Here is a 24,102-nt window from a genome sequence, read left to right as displayed (position 1 = left end):
TCACAAGGGACCGCAGTCTACCTTAAACGCGAATGATTATCACATCGATCGAACGTCACGCTGTGTATCACGCGCGCGCACGCCCGGGTTGCGCAAGGGGCAGCAATTCCCCTATTTTGCCGCCCATCGGGGCATTGGATCGCCCCGCTTACAGCGCAGCCATGGATGGCGGGCACTTGCCGCCATCCGGGTCGCGTTCATCTGCACACAACCGCCATGGGATCGGATCCCATGATTGTGAGAACCCTTGAAGCACACCGCACTGATCGCCCTGTCCCTCGGCCTGCTCGCCCCACTGGCCGCCCACGCCGCGCAGGATCTGCCGTCGCTCTACCAGGCCTTTGAAGAGGCCGGCAATTCGACGTTGAGCATGGACCAACTCAACCAGACGGTGACGTTCACCGCCGTGGCACTGGGCGTTTCCAGCAACCTGGCGGGTGAACCGCTGATCGAGGCCGGCGACGACCAGGGCAATGTCCTGGCCCGGCTGACCAGCGATGATGAGCAGCAGGCCGCCAAACTGGGCGCACTGGAAGAAGGCGCCACCTTCACCGCCAGCTGCACGCTGCAGTTCAGCTCCGGCACGGACTACCTGTCCTTCGGCGATTGCACCCTGAAATAACGACGAAGCCGGCGAAACGCCGGCTTCTTCTCTTTGCCTCTGTAGAGTCGAGCCATGCTCGACTCATGCAAGATCACGGCCCCGAAGGCACCGGACCGTAAACATTCTCCTGCGGCGTGCCCGGCAGCAGCGAGAAGATCATGATCACGATCCCACCGCCCGGCACCAGCGCCAGCAGGAACAGCCAGCCCGACTGGTTGCAGTCATGCAGGCGGCGCACGGTCACGGCAATCAGCGGCACGATCGTGGCCAGCCACATCACGCCCAGCAGCACCACCATGCCGATCAGGATGCCGGCCAGTGCATCGGGACTGTTGCGCAGGAGGATCGCCAGCACACCGGCCAGCAGCATCACCGCGGTTGCGACCAGGAACAGGAACAGCTGGTACATCCAGTACTCGCGGCGGTTGGCGCGGCCCTCGAACTGGGCGTAGCGCTTCAACGGCAGAATCATTTCCTGCACGGCATCGATCCTTGAAAGAGAAGCCGCGCAGTGTGCCAAATGCACGCGCTATGGACAATGTGGCGACGAACCATGCTCGGCTGCCATTGCCCCCTGTAGAATCGAGCCATGCTCGACTGCCATTGCCCTCCGTAGAGTCGAGCGATGCTCGACTGCTATTCCAGAAGGCACCCGTAGTCCGTCAAAGAGCGGAGTCGAGCATGGCTCGACTCTACAAGAGCGGGCTCAACGACCCTTTGCCGCCCGCGCCGCCTCGCGCTCGGCGCGCAGCCTGTCCAGCTTTTCCTTCAGCTTGATTTCCAGGCCGCGCGGCACCGGGTTGTAATACACGCGCTCGCCCATCGCATCCGGGAAGCCGGTCTGGTCCAGTGCGATACCGCCTTCCGCATCATGGTCATACTGGTACTCGGCACCACAGCCCAGCTCCTTCATCAGCTTGGTCGGCGCATTGCGCAGGTGCAGCGGCACTTCTTCGGTGCCACTCTCGCGCACATCGGCCTTGGCCTGGTTGAAGGCCGCATAGCCTGCATTCGACTTGGCGGTACTGGCCAGGTACAGCACCAACTGAGCAAAGGCGAGCTCGCCTTCCGGGCTACCCAGCCGCTCGTAGATGTCCCAGGCCTCCAGCGCCATGCTCTGCGCGCGCGGATCGGCCAGACCGATGTCCTCGATGGCCATGCGGGTCAGCCGGCGGGCCAGGTAGGACGGATCGCAGCCGCCATCGAGCATCCGGGTCAGCCAGTACAGCGCGGCATCCGGGTTGGAACTGCGAACCGACTTGTGCAGCGCTGAGATCTGGTCGTAGAACTGCTCGCCGCCCTTGTCGAAGCGACGGGTGCGATCGGCCAGCACCTGGGTCAGGGTCTGCGGCGTGATGCGACCACCCTCCCCGCCCGCCAGCTCGGCAGCGATTTCCAACAGGGTCAGCGCACGGCGCACGTCGCCGTCGGCGGCGGTAGCGATTTCCAGCAGCAGCTCGGGGGCGACCTCGATGCCCTCCTCGCCCAGGCCGCGTTCGCGGTCACCCAGCGCACGCTCCAGCGCCTCGACGATGTCGGTAGGCGAAACACCTTCCAGCACATGCACACGGCAACGCGACAGCAGCGCCGAGTTCAGTTCGAACGACGGATTCTCGGTGGTGGCACCGACAAACAGGATGGTGCCGCGTTCGATGTGCGGCAGGAACGCGTCCTGCTGTGCCTTGTTGAAGCGATGCACCTCGTCCACGAACAGCACGGTGCGGCGACCTTCAGCGAAACGCTGTGCGGCCTCTGCCAGCACCTGGCGCACTTCCGGCAGGCCGGACAGCACCGCGGAGATGGCGCGGAACTCGGCGTCGGAATACTCGGCCAGCAGCAGCGCCAATGTGGTCTTGCCACAGCCCGGCGGCCCCCACAGGATCATCGAGTGCACGCGACCGGACTCGACCGCGCGACGCAGCGCGCTGTCCGGCGCCAGCAGGCGCTTCTGCCCGACCATCTCGTCGAGGGTGCGTGGGCGCATGCGCTCGGCCAGCGGGCGCAGATGTTCCCGATCGACGCTCAGCAGATCGGGGCCGGGGAAGGAAGTTGAACGATGTCTTGGCACGCGGTCATTGTACCGCGCCGCCCAACGGTAGCGCCGGGCCGTGCCCGGCGGGCGGGACGCGATGTCTGGTAGTGCCGGCCGTGGCCGGCAGATCAAAAGCGTGTCAACCAAGGTTGACACCCACCAAGGCGGTGCCGGTTGAAACCCACCAGAGCAGAAAGCGTCGGGCCATGCCGGCGATCAGGCCGCACGGGTGGTAGTGCCGGCCGCTGGCCGGCAGCCCCTCAATGTGTCGGAAATGAGCCGAATCCGCCGCAGCCAATCCACCGGTAAGCCACTGATTAACATAGAGCGCTCTTTCCCGAGGTCCGTGCGTCCTCATCAGTAACCGAGAATTTGGAGCTCAACCCTTCAGGACCCAAGCGTGCGAGATCCCGAATCCAATGTCCTTGAGTTCATTGCTGGCTGCGCGGTCGATGCGGACATCTACTATCTGGCTGCGGCCCTTGGGCCTGGGCATGAATACTACGACCCGGATCCCGGCCCACCCACCCGTATGTTCGTCTTTGGCCGCACCCCCAAAGAGGAGTGGTTCCACCATGACCTGCAGGACTTTCAGGTCATGTCCACACAGCTTGTCCCAGAGGAAGAAGGCGGTCGCCCCCGTCGTGTGCTTGCCCTGGATTTCCATGGGCAGCTGGAAGATTACTCCCGTGCTGGGGCAACGATCGAGTACGTCCCAGCTGAAGGCGCCGACTTTCCCGGAGGTCTTACCCGTTTGCGATTGCTGGGCGACGATCTGTTCTGCAGCGGCACAAGAGGACAGATCCATCATCGGGGCGACGGCGGATGGCGGCAGCTTCCAACCCAATTCGCGACTGCCTTCTGCGAGGAGGACGAAGACGAGTCGGATCTGGATGACTTCGTCAGTTGGCTCGAAGATTTCGGCCACCTGCTCGAACTGGGCGATGCTCCCGCACTTCCTCGAGATCCGATGGAACGCGACGCAGAGCTTCGCCGGAGATTCGCCGATTGGCGAGCCCACATGACCCATGTCCGGGAGGATGAAGGATTCAACCAGCTACTCGCTGAGTTCCGCGTGGGCAGCGTGAACGACCTCTGCGGAACGGGCTTTGCTGACCTCTACGCAATCGGCTCCCAAGGCCTGATTGCGCACTGGGATGGCTCGAGCTGGACCGTGCCCGAACAAGTCACTACTGCGGAGCTGCTTCATGCTTGCAGGACCGACCAGGGCCGCCTCGTCCTTGTAGGAATGCACGGCACCATCGTTACGGGCGACATCTCCGCTGGATTCGAGTGCCTCCAACACGAGGTCGGCGAAGGCATCAACTTCAACTCTGCGTGCCAGTACAAGCAACAGGTTTACATCGGCTCGGAGAATGGCGGCCTCTACGTCTACGGTCTAGAAACCGGCGTAGTTGAACCGTTGCTGGAAGGCATCCCCGAAGAACTGAGAGATGCAACGATTGTTGATATCAGTTCCGTCGGTAGCGTGCTTTGGGTGCTGACGCCCTGGGACCTGATTCGATTTGATGGCACCGCGTGGCAGGTGATCGTTCATCCGGACAACGGATGAGCTGGCCGAAAGCGTGTCAACCAAGGTTGACACCCACCAGCACCAGGCAATGATCGGATAGTGCCGGCCGCTGGCCGGCAGATCAAGCAAAAGCGTGTCAACCAAGGTTGACACCCACCGGAGCAGAAGGTTGACACCCACCAGGGCGGTGCCGGTTGACACCCACCAGAGCAGGTAGCGCCGGGCCATGCCCGGCGTCCCCGATCAGTTACCGATGACGTCGGTGCCCTTCGGCGGGGTGAAGCTGAAGGTGCCGGCCGCGAAGCCCGGGTTGCGCTTCCAGCCACTGAAGCTGATCACGGTGCGCTGACCAACCGCATCGGTGATCTCCATCCTGGCCAGGCCCTGGGCGTTGAAGCCCAGCGCGGCGTACTGGAAGCTGGCTTCGGTATCGCGCTTCGGCGACAGCGACAGCCACTGCAGGCCGTCCCGCTGCGCGGCCTCTTCACTGACGTCGTACTGCTGTTCCAGCAGCGCCGGGTTGATCAGCGCGGTGAGCGGGCTGTTCTGCTCTTCCTTGCCCTGCTCGCGCACGGTGGCCTGCTCCAGGTCCGGCTCGTACATCCAGACCTTCCTGCCGTCGGCCACGATCAGCTGCTCGTGCGGACGCACGTATTCCCAGCGGAACAGGCGCGGCGCCGACAGGGCCACGCGGCCGCTGGTCGATTCCTTCACCTTGCCGCGGCTGTCGAACACCTGCTGGCTGAACTGGCCATCCAGGCCCTTCAGGCCACTGGTGAAGGTCTTCAGGTCATCGCGGGCGCCAGCCCAGGCGCTACCGGCGGCGGCGCAGGCCACGGCCAGGGTGGTGGTGGCAAGGAAACGGCGGAAGCGGAAGTTCATGCGGGAATCCTGTGGGCGCGGGCGCCAGGAAAGGTGGTTGCCAGTGTGCCCGGGGAAAGATGAATGGGCGATCAGGGCGACATTATGCCGCCCCGAACGTCCATCGGCGATTCAGCCACCCGAGCTGGGCAGCTTGCCGTACAGCACCTGCCCGCGGAAGCCGCGCCGCACTTCGCGGTACAGCGCGCGGAACGCCGGATAGTCCTGCGGCTGGCACAGCGCCTCTGGTCCACGCACCGCATTCTGCTGCAACCGGTGATGGACGATCACGTCCTGGCCCTCGCGACTCCAGTCCACCCGGTACTCGCCGGCGGCGTTGGCGAAACGCTGGCTGGCCGGGATGGCGATGATCGGCGCATTGGCCGGGAACTGCAGGTGATAGGTTTCCTCGCGCAGGCTGGCATTGCAGTAGAACGGCGTTTCGTTGGCCGGCGCCGAGGCAGTGGCGTACAGCCCACGCACCGACTCGCCACCCGGCGGATCCGGCACGGCCATGCCGCCGGCCACGCTGAAGTCGGCGTAGTCCTCGGCCTGGAACGCCATGCGGTAGCCGAACGGCCGGGTCAGGTCGACCGGCACGCCCTGGATCTGCAGCTGCCCTCGCCCATCGAAACCGGAGGCGGCCATGATCTGCTCTTCAGCGCGCGCACGGTTCTGCGCGTTGAGCTGGGAGAACTGGGCACGCATGCCGATCTCGGCGTTCTCGCCCAGCTTCGGAATGGTCTCACCACGCAGGTTGCCGTTGGCGTCGAAGGTGAAACGCACTTCCATCGAGGTGGCGTTACGCTCCGGGGTGTTGGCCGGGGTGCGCGCCAGCGTGGCGTCACGGGTACGCATCACCGGTGCACCCAGGTCACCCTCTGGCAGCTGACCGAAGCGCGCCCACGCGGTGGTCGAATCCAGGTACAGATCAAACTCGGGAATGTAGGTGATGGCGTGGTTGAAGCGACCCAGCACTGGAATCTTCGGCAGCGTCGGGCCACCGCCGGCACCGATCAGCACCGGCGAGCTGGCGATGCCCTTGGCTGCCAGCAGCGCCTCCAGGATCGTCACATGGTCCTTGCAGTCACCGTAGTGGTTGTCGAGGATGCTCTGCGCACTGTTCGGCTCCAGGCCGCCATTGCCCAGGTACACCGCCACGTAGCGGATGTTCTGCGCGACCCAGCGGTACAGCGCATCGGCCTGTTCGCGTCGGTCGCTGATGCCAGCGGTGATCTCATCGGCCAGCGCCTGCAGCTCCGGCGTGACCTGCGCGGCCGGGCCGGCCTTGAGCTGGTAGGCGCGGCCCATCTGCGACCAGTCACGATAGGTGCTGGCCATGATGTTCGGGCCGAACTCCCATCCTGCCGCCGACCAGTTCTGTGCCGGCATGGCCTCGCGACGCTGGTAGCGCCAGCGCCACTGTGCCTGGCCGTTCTTCACCGTCGGGCGATCGCTGCCCTGCACGCCGCGACTGTCGACGAACATCGGCAGGTTGGCCGGCGCACTCAGGGTGACTTCGGCGTCCTCGTACTCGGTGAATACATTGAAGGTCTCCCACAGGCCGAAGTAGCCCGGGAAGTACGGCGTGGCCTGGGTGCGGCGCACCTGGTAGTACAGGCGCGTGCCCGGGGCCAGGTTCGGGAACACGATCACCCGCACCTTGCGGTCGGCATACATCGCCGCCGAGGCGCTGGAATAGCTTTCCTGGGTGTAGATGCGGTCAGCCGGCACGTCGCGGCGCTGGCCGTCGGCGGTGATGGTGTAGGCACCGAGTACTTCCAGCGTCTCCATCTTCTCGCTGTAGCTCAGCCGCACCTGGCTGAACTGCTCGACCGAGGCCTTGGTCTTGAGCAGGACTTCGTAGGTTTCGGTCTGCACATTGCCCGCATCCGGCCGCACCTGGTAGTCGGCGCGGTAACGGACAATGCTGAAATTATTGCTGGCTTCGGTATCGCCGCTGGTGGAAGGCGGCGCCGTGGCGGGCGCGGAGGTGGCGGTGTCTGCCAGTGCCGGGCCGGCAGCCAGGAAGGCTGCCAGCGCCAGTGCCAGCGCGCTTGGTACGGGGTGAAGCATGCGTCGGTTCCTTGGACGTCGTGGGGGATACGTCGGGTCTTACTTCGGCGGCGGCGGTGCCAGCACCGTGCGGTCGCCATTGTGCTCGGGCGGACTGACCACGCCGGCCGCTTCCATGGCCTCGATCAATCGCGCTGCACGGTTGTAGCCGATCTTCAGCCGGCGCTGCACGCCGGAAATCGAGGCACGGCGGGTCTCGGTGACCACCCGCAGCGCTTCGTCATACAACGGGTCGGACTCATCGCCGGCAGAGCTGTTCTCGGGCAGGCCGGTGGCGCCGACGACCACGCCGTCGCCCATCGTCTGCACTTCGTCCAGCACGCCGTCGACGTAGTCGGCCGGGCCCATCGCCTTGAGGTGCTCGACCACGCGGTGCACTTCCTCGTCGGAAACGAAGGCACCGTGCACGCGCTCGGGCATGGCGGTGCCCGGCGGCAGGTACAGCATGTCACCGTGGCCCAGCAGGGTTTCTGCGCCGGACTGGTCGAGGATGGTGCGCGAGTCGATCTTGGAACTGACCTGGAAGGCGATGCGGGTCGGGATGTTGGCCTTGATCAGGCCGGTGATCACGTCCACCGACGGGCGCTGCGTGGCCAGGATCAGGTGGATGCCGGCCGCACGCGCCTTCTGTGCCAGGCGCGCGATCAGCTCTTCCACCTTCTTGCCGACGATCATCATCATGTCGGCGAATTCGTCGATGAAGATGACGATGAACGGCAGCGTCTCCAGCGGACGCGGCGCCTCGCCCAGTTCCGGGTTCGGCTTGAACAGCGGGTCCATCAGCGGCTGGCCGGCGTCCTGGGCTTCCTTCACCTTCTTGTTGAAGCCCGCCAGGTTGCGCACGCCCACCGCGCTCATCAGCTTGTAGCGGCGCTCCATCTCGGCCACGCACCAGCGCAGGCCGTTGGCGGCCTCCTTCATGTCGGTGACCACCGGCGCCAGCAGGTGCGGGATGCCCTGGTAGACGCTCAGTTCGAGCATCTTCGGGTCGATCATCAGCATCCGCAGGTCTTTCGGCGAGGCCTTGAACAGCAGGCTCAGCACCATCGCGTTGACCGCCACCGACTTGCCCGAACCGGTGGTACCGGCCACCAGCAGGTGCGGCATGCGTGCCAGGTCGGCCACGGTCGAGCGGCCAGCGATGTCCTTGCCCAGCGCCAGGGTCAGCACGCTGGCCGACTTGTCGTATTCCTTCGAACGCAGCAGCTCGGAGAGGTAGATCATCTCGCGGGTGACGTTGGGAATTTCCAGGCCGATCACCGATTTGCCCGGAATGACGTCGACCACGCGCACCGACTTCACCGACAGGCCGCGCGCGATGTCCTTGTCCAGCGAACTGATCTGGCTGACCTTGATGCCCGGCGCCGGCTCGATCTCGAAGCGGGTGATGACCGGGCCGGGGTTGGCGCCGACCACCTGGGCGTCGATGCGGAAATCCTTCAGCTTGAACTCGATCTGCCGCGACAGCGCGTCCAGGGTTTCCTTGTCGTAGCCCACCGGCTGCGGCTTGGGATCGTCCAGCAGGGCCAGCGGCGGCAGGTCCGAGCCGTCGCCGTTGACGCCACGGAACATCGGGATCTGCGTGTCGCGCTTGGCCCGGTCACTCTTCTCGATCACCGGTTCCGGGCGCGGCTCGATCTTCACCGGCTCGCGCTTGGCGCGCACCTCGGCATCGGCCTTGCGCACTTCCTGGCGCTCCTCGCGCATCACCCGGGTCTGCTGCCACTCGGTGACTTTTTCCTTCTTGCGCGCCAGCAACGGCGCCAGCGACATCACGCCGCGTCCGATCTTCTCCATCACCGTGAACCAGGACAGCCCGGTGGCCAGGGTGATCGAGGCCAGCAGCAGCACCAGCACGAACAGGTTCGCGCCCAGCGCGCCGAAGCCGACCGTGAGCGAATTGCCCACCAGCTTGCCGAGGATGCCGCCAGCGCTGGAGACATCGCCACTGAACAGGCGCACATGCAGGAAGCCGGTGCCGGCGATCAGGAAACCGACCAGGCCGACCAGGCGCAGCGCCGGGTCCAGGTCGTTCTCGCCCTTGCTCTCGCGCTTGAGGCCGAACATGGCGATCCACGCCAGCGCGCCGAGCACCACCGGCAGCAGGAAGGCAACGTAGCCGAACAGCTGCAGCAGCACGTCGGCGATCCAGGCCCCGGCGCGGCCACCCAGGTTGTGCACCGGCGCGACCACGCTGCCGGTATGCGACCAGCCCGGATCAGTCGCTGAATAGGTGAAAAGACTGGCCGCCAGGTACAGCAGGGCCGGCGCGATGGCGATCAGGCCCAGATCGCGCCAGAGACGCTGGCGGCGTGGATTGTCGGTCGTCGCCGCCGCGGCCGTGCGACGTGACGCCTTGCTGTCGTCGGACTTGGAGCGTTCGGGGACCTGCTTCGCCACCTTAGACCATACCTTTGGAATGCGCTGTTAGTGATTGATAATAAATGAGAGGGCGTCAGTTTTCAGTTATGCGACGTCCGGCAGGCCAATCCGGGGGCCGAACCCACTGCTGGATGACGGCGTTCCGTTCATCGGCTTGAATCGCCCTGCCCCAGCCGCCACTCTATGACCAGCCAAGGATGCTGCGCAAACATCGCCAGCGCCTTGTCCCATCTACCTTTTCGCGAGTTTACATGAGCACCAGCCTGCCCTCCCGCCACCAGCGCCTCGTCATCCTCGGTTCCGGCCCGGCCGGTTGGACCGCCGCCGTCTACGCCGCCCGCGCCAACCTGAAGCCGGTCGTCATTACCGGCCTGCAGCAGGGCGGCCAGCTGATGACCACCACCGAGGTGGACAACTGGCCGGGCGACGCCCACGGCCTGATGGGCCCGGACCTGATGGCGCGCATGCAGGCCCACGCCGAGCGCTTCGAGACCGAGGTCATCTTCGACCACATCCACACCGCCGACGTGTCGCAGCGCCCGTTCAAGCTGATCGGCGACAGCCACGAGTACACCTGCGATGCCCTGATCATCGCCACCGGCGCCACCGCCAAGTACCTGGGCATCCCGACCGAGGACGAGTTCAAGGGCCGCGGCGTGTCTGCCTGCGCCACCTGTGACGGCTTCTTCTACCGCGACCAGGACGTGGTCGTGGTCGGCGGCGGCAACACCGCCGTGGAAGAGGCGCTGTACCTGTCCAACATCGCCCGCAAGGTCTACCTGGTCCACCGCCGCGACACCCTGAAGGCGGAAAAGATCATGCAGGACAAGCTGTTCAAGAAGGTCGCCGAAGGCAAGATCGAGACCGTCTGGCACCATCAGGTTGAAGAAGTGCTGGGCAATGATGCCGGCGTGACCGGCGTGCGCGTGAAGTCCACGCTGGACGGCAGCACCCGCGACATCGACGCCCACGGCTTCTTCGTGGCCATCGGCCACCACCCGAACACCACCCTGTTCGACGGCCAGCTGGCGATGAACAACGGCTACCTGGAAATCCGCTCGGGCCTGGGCGGCAACGCCACCCAGACCTCGGTGGAAGGCGTGTTCGCCGCCGGCGACGTGGCCGACCAGCACTACCGCCAGGCGATCACCTCGGCCGGTTTCGGCTGCATGGCCGCACTGGACGCCGAGCGCTACCTGGACGCGCAGGGCAAGGCCAGCTGAGAGGCTGACCCGCTCCTGTAGGGTCGAGCCATGCTCGACTCCGGATAAAAGGCCGACGCCAGTGCGTCGGCCTTTCTGTTTCATCTGCCCTATCCTTCCCCCATGCCCTCCTCCCGTTTCCTCGACTCCCTGCAGTCCGTTTCCGCCACCGACTGGGATGCCCTGCACGACGGCCGCAACCCCTTCGTCAGTCATGCCTTCCTTTCCGGGCTTGAACAGCACGGCTGCCTGCGCGAGGACTGGGGCTGGCAGCCCCGGCACTTCACGCTCTGGGAAGGCGACAGCTTGGTCGGCGCCATTCCGGGTTACCTGAAGACCAACTCCCACGGCGAATTCGTGTTCGACCATGCGTGGGCCAACGCGTATGCCCGTCATGGCCGCGACTACTATCCGAAGTGGCTGGGCGCGGTGCCGTACTCACCGGTCACCGGCCCGCGGTTGCTGGCCCGTCACGATTCAGATCGCGCCACCTTGCTGTCGGCGTTGCGCGAGGCGCTGCCGGCACTGGACGTGTCCTCGGCCCATATCAACTTCCACACCGCAGTGGACGAGGCGCTGTTCGGCGATGACTGGCTGCTGCGCGAAGACGTGCAGTTCCAGTGGCAGAACCCGGGCGACTGGGCGACGTTCGACCAGTTCCTCGGTGCGATGAACCACAAGCATCGCAAGAACATCCGCCAGGAACGCGCCAAGGTCGTTCGCCAAGACATCACCTTCCGCGTGGTGCACGGCGATGAAGCGAGCCGCGCCGATCTGCAGGCGATGTACCGCTTCTACCTGCAGACGTTCCTCGAGTACGGCAATGCCCCGGCGCTGACCGAGACCTTCCTGCGTCACCTGGCCATTTCTTTGGGTCGGGGGCTGGTGCTGTTCCTGGCCGAACAGGACGGCGAGCCGATTGCCGGTGCGCTTTGCCTGCGCGGTGGAGACACGCTGTACGGCCGCTACTGGGGTGGCGCCACCCTGCCCGGCCTGCACTTCGAAGCCTGCTACTACCAGGGCATCGAATACTGCCTGCGCGAAGGGCTGACCCGCTTCGAGCCGGGCGCACAGGGCGAGCACAAGCTGGCACGCGGCTTCCTGCCGACGCTGGTGCGCAGCAGGCACTGGGTGGCCGATCCGGATTTCGCAGACGCACTGCAGGAGTGGTGCCGGCAGGAGCGGCGCAATGTGCGGCGTTACCAGCAGGAGCTGCAGGGGCATGGGCCGTTCCGCGCAGGAACGTAGCGTCGAGCTTGCTCGATTGGCGCGGTGCCGAAAAGCGTGCCAACCAAGGTTGGCACCTACCAAGGCAATAGCGAGGGCGCTGTGCTCAGGTGCACTGCCAGAAATGCCCGCTCACCCGGCACCTCGCGCACCAGAACGTATAGAGCATGCCGCCGCTGCCCCACAGCAGCGTGCCCTCACCCGTGGTCGGCAGTGTCGAATCCAGCTGCATCACGAACGGCATCTCTTCGCCGCAATCGATGCACGCCGGGTACCAGGCACTCTGCACCCAGCTCGGCGCGCCGCCCACGCGCGACAGGTTCTGCCGATGATTGGACTGGCCCCAGTCCTGTTGTTGCCAGCGCGCACTGTCCATGGCGACCAAACCCACCTCGGCCTGCATCAGGTCGCCACTGTCGGTGGGTGTGTTCGGTACCTCACGGTGCTGGCTGGGGTGGCAGCTGGGCAGGCCGGCCGCATCGTGGCGATAGAAACGCACGGGCGGGTCTTCCCAGCCGCAGCAGTCCAGACACAGGCCGAGCGTGATCTCGCCCGGCGCGCCCGGCTGCAGCGCGGCGGCATCGGTCTGCAGCAGGCGCTGAAGCGGCGCATGGCAGCTGCTACACAGCGCTTCCAGCGGCCCTCCCATGTGCCCGGCGTGATGCACCTGCCCACCATTCCAGGTCGGGTGTAGGCGCCAGATGCGCCTGCGCCAGCTCGGCTCGTCCGCCTGCTGCGCGCGATGCTGTTCGCGGCCGAAGCGGAAGTGCAATGGCCGCTCGCCATGCAGGCGACGCGGCTGCGGACCTTCGGCGACGCCGGCCCAGTGCGCCCAGACCTCGGCATCCAAGCGCCCCCAGTCGACCAGGTAGCCGCGAGCAATGGCGTAGGTTTCGGGCTGGACGGCGAGCAGCAGCGCCCTGGCCCGCGCCATTTCGCGATCGTCATTGGCTTCGGCCAGGATCTGCGCCCAATGCGCTGCCGTCGCGCTGGGCAGGCCGTGCCAGACCTGCGCGGCCAACTGCACCTCATCCTCACTGGCGACCGCCAGCAATGCCTCCCAATCGCCCTGCAGCACCTGCGGCGCCTGATAGCTGGCGAACTCCATCACGCTCGTCAACACGTCACCGCGCTCGCCCGCGCGATGGCGGCGCCACGCGTCGGCCGCGACCGCGGGCACCGCGTCATCCGGCAGCAGGTCCAGTGCCATGTCGAGGAAGGCCGAGCCCGGCGAAGGCCGCGCCAGCGCCTGCAGCATCAACTCCCCCAGCTGACGCGGCTGTTCAGTGGCCATCGACAGCAGCATGCCTTGGCTGTCGTTGCGCGTGCGCGGGGCGTCATGCAGGTCGAGAATGGCGCTGATCGAGTCACTCATTCGGAGGCTCCTTGCCGGTGAATAGTGATGGTGCCAGACATCACGAATCACCACGACGAATACAATGGCCCCATGACCCGCCAGCTGCCTTGGCGCCTGGCCGATGCGCCGGACGCCCCCTTCCCTCCGGCCGAGACCGCACTGCGCCAGCCCGATGGCCTGCTGGCGGTGGGCGGCGACCTGCATCCGGTGCGTCTGCTCAATGCCTACGCCGGCGGTATCTTTCCGTGGTTCAGCGAGGGCGAGCCAATCCTGTGGTGGTCGCCGGACCCGCGCATGGTGTTCCGCACCGACGGCGTGCACCTGTCCAGCCGCTTCCGCCGCCAGCTGCGCAGCAGCACGTGGGAGGTCACCGCCGACACCGCCTTCAGTCGTGTGATGCGCGCCTGCGCCGCGGCACCTCGGCCCGGCCAGGACGGTACGTGGATCAGCCCGGCGATGGTCGAGGCTTACAGCCAGCTGCACGACCTTGGCTTCGCCCATTCCTTCGAAGTCTGGGATCGGCAGACACTGGTCGGCGGCATCTATGGCGTCGCGATCGGTGCCATCTTCTTCGGCGAGAGCATGTTCAGTGGCGCCAGTGGCGGCTCCAAGATCGCCCTGGCCGCGTTGGCAGCCACCCTGCGTGGCTGGGGCTGGGAACTGATCGATGCCCAGGTGGAGAATCCGCACCTGCTGCGGATGGGCGCCGAGCACCTGCCGCGCGCGGACTTTCTGGAACACGTCCGCCAGACCGTCCACCGTGACGGCCGTGAAGGCCCCTGGACCCAGGCGGTAGGACGCTTGCCAGCACAGCGTTTGGCCGGGGGTTAACACAAACTTTGCAAGCCGGGCCCATCACGCGTAAAATACCGCGCCTTAGGCCCAGCGTGGCCGTTTTCTGAACCGCACAGGACTACATGTCGAAAGACGATTCCATCGAGTTCGAGGGCACCGTCAGCGAGACGCTGCCGAACACCACTTTCCGCGTTCGTCTGGAAAATGGGCACGAAATCATCGCCCACATCTCCGGCCGCATGCGCAAGAACTACATCCGCATCCTCACCGGTGACCGGGTCAAGGTTGAAATGACCCCGTACGACCTGACCAAGGGTCGTATCACCTACCGCATGAAGTAAGCGGTCGGCGCATTGCGCCACTCCGACAGGGCCGGCCTCGCTGCTGGCCCTTTGTCGTGCGCGGAAGAAAGCGACCGGCACCGGGACCGCTCGATTTTCGTCCCTGTCCGAAGTACCGCATCGCGCCGCGACTCTAGACTCAATGCGTTCTTCACAGAAGGCGTTGCGCGCATGACCTACCTGATCGTCCTGGACCCCCAGTCCGTCACCAGCCGCTGCTACGCCAGCAAGGGCCCGGACGGCACCTGGTTCGGCCAGCCCTGCCTGGTCTGCACCAGCATGGACGCCTCGCACCCGCTGTACCTGGCCGTGCAGCGCGAGATTCCGCATATGGGCAGCACCCTCAAGCAGCGCCTGCACATTCCGCACGAGGCGGTTGCCTTTGTCATCGAAGACGGCGGCGACCAGGGGCGCCAGCAGGGATTCCGTTCGATCGCGGCCTGAGGCGCCAAAGGTCATCGTGACCGATCTCACCGTGGCGTCGGTCAGCCCTGCTTGCGGCAGATTCGCATTTGCAGCGGCGGCGGCATCCTGGGATCCGATCCAGTCCGGATCGCTGCCCCCTGCCCCGCCATGAACCTGTCTTCCCTGCTAATCCCCCTGGCTTTGTCTGCCGTCACCCTGCTGGCGTCGTCCGCCCATGCCGCCGACACCGCGCCGGCACAGTGCGTATCACTGACCGGCGAACAGCAGATCGTTCGCGCCGGCGCCGACAAGAACATCCTGCTTCGCTCCGGCGAAGACCACTATGTTGTGCATTTCCGCAACAGCTGCCCTTCTGCCGTACTGGCCACCCGCCTCGGCTTCAAGACCGACGGCAAAGAAGCTGACGAGCTGTGCAGCGAGGGCCGAAGCGCACTGGACACAGGTCGCGGCAGCTGCGAGGTTGCACGCATCGAGCCGATCGATGCCGAGCGATTCAAGCGTGAGGCGCGCCGCCGCAGCCGCTGACCCCAGACAGGACAAGGGCGGCCGAAGCCGCCCTTGTCGCGATATACGTCAACGCGTCGCGGCAACCAACGACAACACTCTCGGTTGCGCGCGCTGCCGTGCCAACCAGAGATCGTAGCTGGATTGCAGCCCCATCCAGAAAACCGCAGTACTCACCCCCGCCATCTCAAGGCGGATGGCCAGGTCAGGACTGATGCCCGCCTTGCCGTTCAGAACCCGCGAAAGGGCTACCCGCGACATTGCCAGGCGCTCGGCCGCTTCGGTCACAGACAGATCCATTGGATCAAAGACCATTGCCTTGATCGCCTGCCCGGGATGCGGATGGTGATGAATCATGCGCGGCCTCAGTGATAGTCCAGGTAATCCAGCAGCTCCACGTCGCTGCCGGCGAAACGGAAGGTAATCCGCCAGTTTCCATTGACCCATACAGGCCAATGCCCTTTCAGGCCGCCCCGGAGCTTATGCAGACGCAATCCAGGCATGGCCAGATCCTCAGGACCCGAAGCAACATCCAGGATCGACAGGATCAACAACACCTTGCTGGCGTGACTGTGGCGGATTCCACTGCTACTGCCGGAACGGTAGAGCCGCTCGAGGCCCCTGTGGCGAAAACCGATGATCATCACTGTATCCTGTATCGTTTCGCGATACAAACAGGGCAACACACTATCGCGACCAGAAGACAGCATTGGCACCTCCGTTCCGTTCAAGCAAGGCCGCGGACGACAGCCCCACTGGAAACAACAAGGGCGGCCGAAGCCGCCCTTGTCATTTCCAGTCTTTCACGCCAAGCCTATGGCATCAGCTCATTCCACCGTGACCGGCAGCAGCCGCTCCGGCTCGGCCTGGGTCTCGACCACCAGCTCGTCGTCGCGGACGTCGATGCTGACCTTGCCACCGTTGACCAGCTTGCCGAACAGCAGCTCGTCGGCCAGCGGACGCTTGATCTTGTCCTGGATCACGCGGGCCATCGGGCGGGCACCCATCAGCGGGTCGAAACCATGGTGGGCCAGCCAGTCGCGCGCGGTCGGGGTGGCCGACAGGCTGACGTGCTTGTCCTGCAGCAGCATCTCCAGCTCGATCAGGAACTTGTCGACCACGCGCAGGATGTGCTCGAAGCCCAGCGCCTGGAACTGCACCACCGCGTCGAGGCGGTTGCGGAATTCCGGGGTGAAGCTGCGGCGGATGGTCTCCATCGCGTCGGTGGCATGGTCCTGCTTGGTGAAGCCGATCGAACGCCGCGAGGCCTGCGCCGCACCGGCATTGGTGGTCATCACCAGCACGACGTTCTTGAAGTTGGCTTCACGACCGTTGGTATCGGTCAGCACACCGCGGTCCATCACCTGCAACAGGATGTTGAAGATGTCCGGATGCGCCTTTTCGATTTCGTCCAGCAGCAGCACGCAGTGCGGCGTCTTGACGATCTTCTCGGTCAGCAGGCCACCCTGGTCGAAGCCGACGTAGCCCGGAGGCGCACCGATCAGGCGGCTGATCGAATGCGGCTCCATGTACTCGGACATGTCGAAGCGGACCAGCTCGATGCCCAGCTGCAGCGCCAGCTGCTTGGTCACCTCGGTCTTGCCGACACCCGTGGGACCGGCGAACAGGAAGTTGCCGATCGGCTTTTCCGGGTTGCCCAGGCCCGAACGGGCCAGCTTGATCGCCGAGGACAGCGTCTCGATGGCCGGGTCCTGGCCGAAGATCACCATCTTCAGGTTGCGCTCCAGGTGCTGCAGCACATCCTTGTCGGTGGCGCTGACCTGCTTGGTCGGGATACGCGCCATCTTGGCGACGATCGCCTCCACTTCCTCGACGTCGATCAGTTCCTTGCGCTGGCCTTCCGGCAGCAGGCGCTGGCGGGCGCCCGCCTCGTCGATCACGTCGATGGCCTTGTCCGGCAGCAGGCGGTCGCCGATGTGCTTCACCGACAGGTCCACCGCAGCCTGCAGCGCCTCGTCGGAATAGGTCACACCGTGGTGCAGCTCGTACTTGGACTTCAGGCCCTGCAGGATCTCGTAGGTCTCGCCGACGGTCGGCTCGACGATGTCGATCTTCTGGAAGCGGCGGGCCAGCGCCCGATCCTTCTCGAAGATGCCACGGTACTCCTGGAAGGTGGTCGAGCCGATGCAGCGCAGCTCACCGGACGCCAGGGCCGGCTTGATCAGGTTGGACGCATCCATCGTGCCGCCCGACGCCGAACCGGCACCGATAATGGTGTGGATCTCGTCGATGAACAGCACCGCATTGGGCACCTTCTTCAGCGCGGTCAGCACGCTCTTCAGGCGCTTCTCGAAGTCGCCGCGGTACTTGGTGCCGGCCACCAGCGCGCCCAGGTCGAGCGAATAGATCACCGCATCGGCCAGAACGTCGGGCACCGAGCCCTCGACGATGCGGCGGGCCAGGCCCTCGGCAATCGCGGTCTTGCCCACGCCCGCCTCACCCACGTACAGCGGGTTGTTCTTGCGGCGGCGGCACAGGACCTGGATGGTGCGCTCGATCTCGTCGGCACGGCCGACCAGCGGGTCGATGCGACCGGCCCGGGCCTGTTCGTTGAGGTTGCTGGCGAACTCGGTCAGGGCATCACCCTTCGGCTCACCTTCCCCGCCCTCCATTCGGCTCTCGCCCTCGGAGGAAGAGGACGGCGGCTCGCCCTCCTCGCCCAGCTTGGCGATGCCGTGGGACAGGTAATTGACCACATCCAGCCGGGTGACATCCTGCTGGTTGAGGTAGTAGACGGCGTGCGAGTCCTTCTCGCCGAAGATGGCGACCAGCACATTGGCGCCGGTGACCTCCTTCTTGCCCGAGGACTGCACGTGGTAAACGGCCCGCTGCAGCACGCGCTGGAAGCCCAGGGTCGGCTGGGTATCGCGGCCGTCATCTTCGGCCAGGCGGGACACGGAGGCCTCGATGGCCTGCTCCAGCTCCTGGCGCAGGCGTTCGGCGTCGGCGCCACAGGCCTTCAGTACGGCCTGGGCGGACGGGTTGTCGAGCAGTGCCAACAGCAGGTGTTCGACCGTCATGAACTCATGCCGGGCCTCACGGGCGCGCTTGTAGCACTGGCCGATGGTGTGTTCGAGGTCTTTGCTGAACATGGATTACTCCGGCGGCAGATGGGGACAATATGCGGCCTGACTACGCGATTTCCATCACCCTAGCGGATTGCTGCGTTCAGATGGCGTTATCAGTGCGAATCGATTGATCTTCATTCACTCCAGGACAGCCCACCCAGCATGAGCGAACCCTACCTGAGTCGCTGGCGATTGCGGCGTGATGGCGCAGCCATCGAAACGCCCCATGCCCAGCTCTGGCCGGTGCTGACCGCCGCCGGCGAGCCGGCCATGCTGAAGATCAGCAGCGAAACCGAAGAGCAGAACAGCCATCGCCTGCTGCGTTGGTGGGACGGTGACGGCGCCGCCCGCCTGCTGGCCCACGAGGGGCCGGCGATCCTGATCGAACGTGCCGGCGGCGACTCATTGCGGCAACGTTCGATCAAGGGCGACGATGACACCTGCACCACGGTCCTGTGCCAGGTCCTGCAACGGCTGCACCGGCCACGGAGCGCACCGCCAGCGGAACTGGTCTGCCTGCAAACATGGTTCGCCGACCTGCTGCAGCCAAGTGCTGCGCTGCCGCCACTGCTGGAACAGTGCAGATCGCTGGCGGAGGGGCTGCTGCAGCAGGAACAGGAGATCCGGCCGCTGCACGGCGACCTGCACCACGACAACGTGCTGGATTTCGGCGCGCGCGGCTGGTTGGCGATCGACCCGAAGCGGCTGCTGGGCGACCGCGCGTTCGATTACACGACGATGTTCAGCAATCCGGACCTGTGCGGCCCCGGCATCCATGTGGCCACCCGACCCGAGCGGTTTGCCACCCGGCTGGAACAGGTCGGCGCGCTGGCGGGCCTGGAACGCACGCGCCTGCTGCGCTGGATCGCAGCCAGCGCGGGGCTGTCAGCGGTGTGGTTCCGGGATGATGGCGACCCCGCCGAAGTCGACGAGGCGGTGGCGCGGATGGCGCTGGAGGCGTTGGCGGAGGGCTGATCCCGCGCTCTGGTAGATGCCCCCCTTGGTGGGCACGCCCCATCCACTATCGATACAGGCCCCTGCCTTGGTAGGTGCCCACCTTGGTGGGCACACCGGGTCCGGAGTCGATGTGCCCGGACGAAAACCGGCAGCCGGTCAGGCCTTTTCCATCGTGCACAGCAGCGGGTGCTGGTTCATCCGCGAGTACTCGTTGACCTGGGCGACCTTGGTCTCGGCCACTTCACGGGTGAACACCCCGCACACGCCGCGGCCGCGGGTGTGGACGTGCAGCATCACCTGCGTGGCCTTGTCCAGGTCCATGCTGAAGAACTGCTGCAGCACATCCACCACGAAATCCATCGGGGTGTAGTCGTCGTTGAGCAGCATCACCTGGTAGAACGGCGGCGGCGCCACTTCCGGGCGCGCGGGCTCCACGGCAACGCCGTGCTCGTGATGGGAATCGGGGGAAGACTCATGGGGCATCTGCCCATTATAGAGGCACGGGCCAGCCTGCGTCGGCCTGCCGCAGATTGGACGGCACGCACGCCCACCGTCACAATTGCACCCTCTCTCAACACTGTTTCACAGGATCTTCATGAAAAGGACCCTTCTTCCCGCCCTGCTGATCGCCCTGGCCGCCGCCGGCTCCGCCGCCGCCGAGACCCAGGCCGACAAGGCCGTGGCCCGCCACCTGGACAAGCTGGGCTATACCTACGAGGTCGACGAGGACGGCGACTACCGCATGGTGTTCGACGTCGAGGGTGATCGCACCCAGATGGTCTACGTGCGCTCGTCGGTGGAAGATTTCGGCACCCACAACATCCGCGAGATCTGGTCGCCGGCCTACAACGCCAAGACCAAGCAGTTCCCGGTGGCCGTAGCCAACCGCCTGCTGGAAGATTCGCAGGACGCCAAGATGGGCGGCTGGGTGAAGCAGGACACCACCGCCATGTTCGTGGTCAAGATCGACGCCGATGCCACGGCCGACCAGCTCAGCGACGCCATCGATGCGGCCATCCGCACCGCCGACGCCATGGAGCTGGAACTGACCAAGAAGGACGAGTTCTGAGTTGAACACCACGCCGGACCCGCGCTGGGCACCGCACGCCACTGTCGCCACCGTGGTGGTCGACGGTGGCCGCGTGCTGCTGGTCGAGGAGACCATCGACGGCCGCCAGGTGCTGAACCAGCCGGCCGGCCACCTCGAGCCGGGCGAAAGCCTGGCCGAGGCAGCCCTGCGCGAGACCCGCGAGGAAACCGGCTGGACGGTGCAGCTGACCCACTTCATCGGCTGCTACCAGTGGACGGCCGCCGACGGCACCACCTTCCTGCGCTTCTGCTATGCGGCGCATCCGGTCTCGCACGACCCGGCGCAGCCGCTGGACACCGGCATCGATCGCGCGCTGTGGCTGACCCCGGCCGCGCTGCAGGCCGCCACGGAGCGCCTGCGCAGCCCACTGGTCTGGCAGGTGGTGGCTGATTTCCTGGGTGGCCAGCGCCATCCGCTTTCGCTGGTCCGGGAGGTCGCATGAGCACTCCGCGCGTGATGGTGGGCGTCTCCGGTGGCGTCGACTCCTCGGTCGCCGCCTGGCGGCTGGTGCAGCAGGGCGAGGCCGTAGCCGGTCTGTTCATGCAGAACTGGGCCGACGACGGCAGCGGCGACTGCCGCGCCGAGGACGACCGCCGCGATGCGGTGGCCGTCTGCGGCCTGCTCGGTATCCCGTTCCACTTCCGTGATTTCTCCAGCGAGTACTGGCAGGGGGTGTTCGAGCACTTCCTGGCCGAGTACGCGGCCGGCCGCACCCCGAACCCGGACGTGCTGTGCAACCGCGAAGTGAAGTTCAAGCACTTCCTGGATGCCGCCCGCGAGTTGGGCGCCGAACGCATTGCCACCGGCCACTACGCGCGCGTGGCCCAGCGCGGCCACCAGTGGCTGCTGCTGCGTGGTGCCGACCGCTCCAAGGACCAGAGCTACTTCCTGCACCAGCTGGGCCAGGCGCAGCTGGCGGCCACCCTGTTCCCGATCGGCGACCTGGAAAAGACCGACCTGCGCCGGATCGCGCGTGACGTCAGCCTGCCGACCCACGCCAAGAAGGACTCCACCGGCATCTGCTTCATCGGTGAGCGCGACTTCCGCGAGTTCCTCGGCCGCTACCTGCCGGCCAAGCCCGGGCAGATCCTGGACCCGGCCGACGGCAGTGTGATCGCCGAGCACCCTGGCGTCTTCTATTTCACCCTGGGCCAGCGCGAGGGCCTGAACATCGGCGGCGTGCGTGGCCGCCCTGCGGCGCCGTGGTACGTGGTCGGCAAGGACGTGGCCAGCAACGTGCTGTACGTCGACCAGGATCGCGACAGCACGTGGATGCTGTCCAACCGCCTGCGCTCGGAGACCGCGCACTGGATTGCCGGCGCGCCGCCGGCACGGCGCTTCGAGTGCACCGCGCAGACCCGCTACCGCCAGCCCGACGAGCCGTGTACGGTCGAGGTGCTGGACGATGGCAGCGTGCTGGTCACCTTTGCGCGCCCGCAGCGCGCCGTTACTCCCGGTCAATCACTGGTGCTGTATGACGGTGATGTGTGCCTGGGTGGCGCGGTGATCGCCGCCACCGATGCGCCGCTGGAACAGCGCCTGCGCACCACCCCTTCCCCTTTTGAGGTAATCGCTGCATGAGTTTCACTGTCGACGACCGCGTCCTGGCTTTGGCCGGCATTGCCCAGGCCCTGCAGCAGGTACGCCGCATCGCCGATACCGGCCATTCCGACGCCGCTGCCGTGCGCACCGCCGTGGACAGCGTGTTCCGCGTCGACGCGTCTTCGCCGCAGGAGGTGTTCGGTGACCGCCATGCATTGAAGGCTGGGCTGCGCCTGCTGCACAACTACTTCCGCAGCCAGGGCCAGGACCCGATCCTGCCCAAGCTGGCCCTGTCGGTGCTGCAGCTGGAGCGCCGCTTCGTGCAGGACGGCACCACCGTGAACAAGGTCGCCTCCGGCATCGAACGCGCCCAGCGCCAAGCCGTCGAGCTGGGCGACAGTGGCCACCCGGACGTGCTGGCCAACCTGGGTGGCCTGTACGCCGACACCATCAGCCACCTGAAGCCGCGGGTGATGGTGCAGGGCAACCCGCACTACCTGGGCCAGGCCGGTGTGGTTGCGGAGATCCGCGCCCTGCTGCTGGCCGCGGTGCGTTCGGCGGTGCTGTGGCGCCAGCTGGGCGGCAGCTACTGGGACTTCCTGTTCAGCCGCAAGGCGATGATCGAGGCCGTGGACCGCCAGCTGGCCTGAGCCCCATGGGGTCGGATCCTTTTCCGGCAAGGAAAGGGCTCTGACCCCGAAGCCGCCGAGGCGTCGGAAAACCGGCGCATTCAGAATGCACTTCGAGGCATTTCGACGTTAAAGAGAAAGGGGGTACGGCCGATACATCCTCCGTGCACCTCCCGAGAACGTCCATGTACTCACGCATTTTCATCCGTCTGGCCGCCCCCCTGGCTCTGACCCTGCTGCTCCCCTTCGCCATCGGTTTCGAATGGCCGGCCGCCCTGCGCTGGGCGATCCTGACCACGATGACGCTGAGCTGGCTCGGCTTTGCGTGGTGGACCACCCGCGCCCAGGCGCACCGTTCCCCGGAACACGCCCGTGTCCTGCGTGAGCAGGACCAGCTGCTGACCGAACTGCGCAACTTCGTCGGCAACGAGATCGACGGCTCGCGCGGCGAAGTGGAACGCGCCCGTGACCTGATCCGCCAGGCGGTGTCCAGCCTGGGCGGCAGCTTCGACGCCATGAACCGCAAGTCGCGCCAGCAGAGCCAGGCCCTGTCGCGCATCGTCGATCGTGCCGGTGATGAAGGCAATGCCGGCCTCGACGTTGCCCGTTTCGCCCAGCACGCCAGCCATCGCATGGAGCAGCTGGTGGAAGCGCTGGAACAGGTGAGCGGCCAGAGCAGCACCACCGTGCAGCACATCGACCAGATGGCGCAGCACCTGGATGGCATCTTCGCGCTGCTGGAAGACGTCAAGTCGATCGCCGACCAGACCAACCTGCTGGCGCTGAACGCCGCCATCGAAGCCGCGCGTGCCGGTGAAGCCGGTCGTGGCTTCGCGGTGGTCGCCGACGAAGTGCGCAACCTGTCCGAGCGCTCGACCACCTTCAACGAGCAGATCCGCAAGCTGGCGCACAGCTCCAAGGACGCCATCGCCAAGGTGCGCGAGACGGTCTCGCACATGGCCTCGCGTGACATGGACCGCTCCCGCGAAGCGCGTCAGGAAGCGGCGGCCATGCTCGACAACGTCGCGCAGATCAATGCCTCGCTGGGCGATGGCATGCGCGAAGTGTCCGAGTGCGCCCGTTCGATCGATGGCAGCGTGGCCGAAGCTGTACGCGCCCTGCAGTTCGAAGACATCGCCACCCAGGCGCTGGGCGGCGTGCACACCCACCTGGACCGCCTGACCGCGATCAACCGCGAGGCAGTGGCCCTGCAGGAACTGCTGCACCGCAATGGCGGCGTGTTCGACGAAGAGATCGCCACCGCCCTTCAGCGCACCGGCAGCCGCCTGCGGGAACTGCGCAGCGAATGGGAACGCCCGCCGCACAAGCCGGTTGCCCAGCAGAGCATGGGCGCCGGCACCGTCGAGCTGTTCTGATCCTGATGTCCGCTGCCGTTGCCGGCAGCCCGCAAGGCCCCGGTTCGTCCGGGGCCTTTGCCTGTAACCCGCCGTTGG

General features: G+C 65.9%; 24 protein-coding genes. 14 read left to right on the top strand and 10 right to left on the bottom strand.

Annotation, left to right across the window (positions count from 1 at the left end; all coding sequences use genetic code 11):
• Nucleotides 1-247 precede the first annotated feature (247 nt).
• Nucleotides 248-622, top strand: coding sequence for a hypothetical protein (locus MG068_RS10360; protein ID WP_132810084.1), 375 nt, complete (start codon nt 248-250; stop codon nt 620-622).
• 73 nt (nt 623-695) lie between these two features.
• Here MG068_RS10360 and MG068_RS10355 read toward each other — a convergent pair whose 3' ends face one another.
• Nucleotides 696-1,085 carry a DUF805 domain-containing protein gene (locus MG068_RS10355; protein WP_106548556.1) on the bottom strand — a complete coding sequence of 130 codons (390 nt, stop codon included), beginning with the start codon at nt 1,083-1,085 and terminating at the stop codon, nt 696-698.
• A 225-nt stretch (nt 1,086-1,310) separates the two neighbouring features.
• Nucleotides 1,311-2,588 carry a replication-associated recombination protein A gene (locus MG068_RS10350; protein WP_240792131.1) on the bottom strand — a complete coding sequence of 426 codons (1,278 nt, stop codon included), beginning with the start codon at nt 2,586-2,588 and terminating at the stop codon, nt 1,311-1,313.
• A 448-nt stretch (nt 2,589-3,036) separates the two neighbouring features.
• Here MG068_RS10350 and MG068_RS10345 point away from each other — a divergent pair, with 448 nt between their 5' ends.
• Entirely contained in the window at nt 3,037-4,209 is a 1,173-nt protein-coding gene (locus MG068_RS10345) for a hypothetical protein (RefSeq protein WP_132810082.1), read from the top strand.
• A 204-nt stretch (nt 4,210-4,413) separates the two neighbouring features.
• Here the strand turns inward: MG068_RS10345 and lolA are convergent, their stop codons facing one another.
• From lolA to MG068_RS10330, 3 genes are all read right to left on the bottom strand, one after another.
• Nucleotides 4,414-5,052 (bottom strand): outer membrane lipoprotein periplasmic chaperone LolA, encoded by a 639-nt coding sequence (gene lolA, locus MG068_RS10340; protein ID WP_132810081.1) that lies wholly within the window; start codon nt 5,050-5,052, stop codon nt 4,414-4,416.
• Between the two features lie 111 nt (nt 5,053-5,163).
• The gene (locus tag MG068_RS10335; RefSeq protein ID WP_132810080.1) at nt 5,164-7,107 is read right to left on the bottom strand and encodes a DUF3857 domain-containing protein; all 1,944 of its coding nucleotides are present in this window, start codon (nt 7,105-7,107) and stop codon (nt 5,164-5,166) included.
• A gap of 39 nt (nt 7,108-7,146) precedes the next feature.
• Nucleotides 7,147-9,507 carry a DNA translocase FtsK gene (locus MG068_RS10330; RefSeq protein ID WP_132810079.1) on the bottom strand — a complete coding sequence of 787 codons (2,361 nt, stop codon included), beginning with the start codon at nt 9,505-9,507 and terminating at the stop codon, nt 7,147-7,149.
• Nucleotides 9,508-9,740: 233 nt separating this feature from the next.
• On the opposite strand from MG068_RS10330, the gene trxB reads away from it, so the two are divergent.
• Both trxB and MG068_RS10320 read left to right on the top strand, forming a co-directional pair.
• Nucleotides 9,741-10,712, top strand: a complete 972-nt coding sequence (gene trxB / locus MG068_RS10325) for a thioredoxin-disulfide reductase (protein ID WP_014037154.1) — start codon at nt 9,741-9,743, stop codon at nt 10,710-10,712.
• Nucleotides 10,713-10,814: 102 nt separating this feature from the next.
• Entirely contained in the window at nt 10,815-11,939 is a 1,125-nt protein-coding gene (locus MG068_RS10320; protein ID WP_132810078.1) for a GNAT family N-acetyltransferase, read from the top strand.
• A gap of 85 nt (nt 11,940-12,024) precedes the next feature.
• Here MG068_RS10320 and MG068_RS10315 read toward each other — a convergent pair whose 3' ends face one another.
• Complete coding sequence (locus MG068_RS10315; RefSeq protein WP_132810077.1) at nt 12,025-13,293, bottom strand: hypothetical protein; 1,269 nt, start codon at nt 13,291-13,293, stop codon at nt 12,025-12,027.
• Nucleotides 13,294-13,365: 72 nt separating this feature from the next.
• Between MG068_RS10315 and aat the strand changes: the two genes are divergently transcribed.
• The 4 genes from aat (at nt 13,366) to MG068_RS10295 (ending at nt 15,362) form a co-directional block, all read left to right on the top strand.
• The gene (aat, locus tag MG068_RS10310; protein WP_132810076.1) at nt 13,366-14,106 is read left to right on the top strand and encodes a leucyl/phenylalanyl-tRNA--protein transferase; all 741 of its coding nucleotides are present in this window, start codon (nt 13,366-13,368) and stop codon (nt 14,104-14,106) included.
• Nucleotides 14,107-14,192: 86 nt separating this feature from the next.
• A complete protein-coding gene (infA, locus tag MG068_RS10305; protein ID WP_005409596.1) occupies nt 14,193-14,411 on the top strand; it encodes a translation initiation factor IF-1 in 219 nt (72 codons plus the stop codon).
• Nucleotides 14,412-14,582: 171 nt separating this feature from the next.
• A complete protein-coding gene (locus MG068_RS10300; protein ID WP_049399363.1) occupies nt 14,583-14,855 on the top strand; it encodes a hypothetical protein in 273 nt (90 codons plus the stop codon).
• 129 nt (nt 14,856-14,984) lie between these two features.
• A complete protein-coding gene (locus MG068_RS10295) occupies nt 14,985-15,362 on the top strand; it encodes a hypothetical protein (protein ID WP_032127355.1) in 378 nt (125 codons plus the stop codon).
• A 48-nt stretch (nt 15,363-15,410) separates the two neighbouring features.
• Here MG068_RS10295 and MG068_RS10290 read toward each other — a convergent pair whose 3' ends face one another.
• The 3 genes from MG068_RS10290 to clpA all read right to left on the bottom strand — a co-directional run bounded on the left by MG068_RS10290 (nt 15,411) and on the right by clpA (nt 18,454).
• On the bottom strand, nt 15,411-15,698 hold the full coding sequence (locus MG068_RS10290) for a HigA family addiction module antitoxin (protein ID WP_032127356.1): 288 nt from the start codon (nt 15,696-15,698) through the stop codon (nt 15,411-15,413).
• Between the two features lie 8 nt (nt 15,699-15,706).
• Complete coding sequence (locus MG068_RS10285) at nt 15,707-15,985, bottom strand: type II toxin-antitoxin system RelE/ParE family toxin (RefSeq protein ID WP_132810075.1); 279 nt, start codon at nt 15,983-15,985, stop codon at nt 15,707-15,709.
• 183 nt (nt 15,986-16,168) lie between these two features.
• Complete coding sequence (clpA, locus tag MG068_RS10280) at nt 16,169-18,454, bottom strand: ATP-dependent Clp protease ATP-binding subunit ClpA (protein ID WP_132810074.1); 2,286 nt, start codon at nt 18,452-18,454, stop codon at nt 16,169-16,171.
• A gap of 138 nt (nt 18,455-18,592) precedes the next feature.
• On the opposite strand from clpA, the gene MG068_RS10275 reads away from it, so the two are divergent.
• On the top strand, nt 18,593-19,405 hold the full coding sequence (locus tag MG068_RS10275; RefSeq protein ID WP_132810073.1) for an APH(6) family putative aminoglycoside O-phosphotransferase: 813 nt from the start codon (nt 18,593-18,595) through the stop codon (nt 19,403-19,405).
• A gap of 138 nt (nt 19,406-19,543) precedes the next feature.
• Here MG068_RS10275 and clpS read toward each other — a convergent pair whose 3' ends face one another.
• Entirely contained in the window at nt 19,544-19,870 is a 327-nt protein-coding gene (gene clpS / locus MG068_RS10270) for an ATP-dependent Clp protease adapter ClpS (protein WP_006444529.1), read from the bottom strand.
• Nucleotides 19,871-19,982: 112 nt separating this feature from the next.
• Here clpS and MG068_RS10265 point away from each other — a divergent pair, with 112 nt between their 5' ends.
• From MG068_RS10265 to MG068_RS10245, 5 genes are all read left to right on the top strand, one after another.
• Nucleotides 19,983-20,456, top strand: a complete 474-nt coding sequence (locus MG068_RS10265; protein WP_032127360.1) for a hypothetical protein — start codon at nt 19,983-19,985, stop codon at nt 20,454-20,456.
• Nucleotide 20,457: 1 nt separating this feature from the next.
• Nucleotides 20,458-20,919, top strand: coding sequence for an NUDIX hydrolase (locus MG068_RS10260; RefSeq protein ID WP_132810072.1), 462 nt, complete (start codon nt 20,458-20,460; stop codon nt 20,917-20,919).
• The gene (mnmA, locus tag MG068_RS10255; RefSeq protein WP_132810071.1) at nt 20,916-22,058 is read left to right on the top strand and encodes a tRNA 2-thiouridine(34) synthase MnmA; all 1,143 of its coding nucleotides are present in this window, start codon (nt 20,916-20,918) and stop codon (nt 22,056-22,058) included. The genes MG068_RS10260 and mnmA overlap by 4 nt, the downstream gene beginning before the upstream one ends.
• Nucleotides 22,055-22,669, top strand: coding sequence for a high frequency lysogenization protein HflD (hflD, locus tag MG068_RS10250; RefSeq protein ID WP_049399376.1), 615 nt, complete (start codon nt 22,055-22,057; stop codon nt 22,667-22,669). Before mnmA ends, hflD begins: the two co-directional genes overlap by 4 nt.
• A 164-nt stretch (nt 22,670-22,833) precedes the next feature.
• Nucleotides 22,834-24,024 carry a methyl-accepting chemotaxis protein gene (locus tag MG068_RS10245; RefSeq protein WP_010485867.1) on the top strand — a complete coding sequence of 397 codons (1,191 nt, stop codon included), beginning with the start codon at nt 22,834-22,836 and terminating at the stop codon, nt 24,022-24,024.
• Nucleotides 24,025-24,102 lie beyond the last annotated feature (78 nt).

This window comes from Stenotrophomonas sp. ASS1 (assembly GCF_004346925.1).
Lineage (GTDB): Bacteria > Pseudomonadota > Gammaproteobacteria > Xanthomonadales > Xanthomonadaceae > Stenotrophomonas > Stenotrophomonas maltophilia_A.
Note: the sequence above shows the minus strand (reverse complement) of the source record. Positions and strands in the feature narration are given on the sequence as shown.